We start from the raw sequence: 538 nt of genomic DNA on the forward strand, positions 1-538 counted from the left end.
CACTGGTTGACGCCGATTCAGAGGCTGATGTGCTGGCTGATTGGCTCGCACTGGTTGACGCCGATTCAGAGGCTGATGTGCTGGCTGATTGGCTTGCACTTGTACTTGCTGACTCAGAAGCCGATGTACTTGCTGACTGACTTGCACTTGTACTTGCTGATTCAGAGGCCGATGTACTTGCTGATTGGCTTGCACTTGTACTTGCTGACTCAGAGGCGCTTGTGCTGGCTGACTGACTTGCACTTGTACTTGCTGACTCAGAAGCCGATGTACTTGCTGACTGACTTGCACTTGTACTTGCTGATTCAGAGGCCGATGTACTTGCTGATTGGCTTGCACTTGTACTTGCTGACTCAGAGGCCGATGTGCTGGCTGACTGACTTGCACTTGTACTTGCTGACTCAGAGGCGCTTGTGCTGGCTGACTGACTTGCACTGGTTGACGCTGATTCAGAGGCCGATGTGCTGGCTGACTGGCTCGCACTGGTTGATGCTGACTCAGAGGCCGATGTGCTGGCTGATTGGCTCGCACTGGTTGA

1 pseudogene is annotated in these 538 nt (G+C 53.3%); it reads right to left on the reverse strand.

What is annotated here, in order from left to right:
- Window positions 1-538, reverse strand: a pseudogene (locus tag QM877_RS10215) (hypothetical protein); the annotation flags it as partial.

This window comes from Streptococcus infantis, assembly GCF_047463655.1.
Taxonomy (GTDB): Bacteria; Bacillota; Bacilli; order Lactobacillales; family Streptococcaceae; genus Streptococcus; species Streptococcus infantis_Z.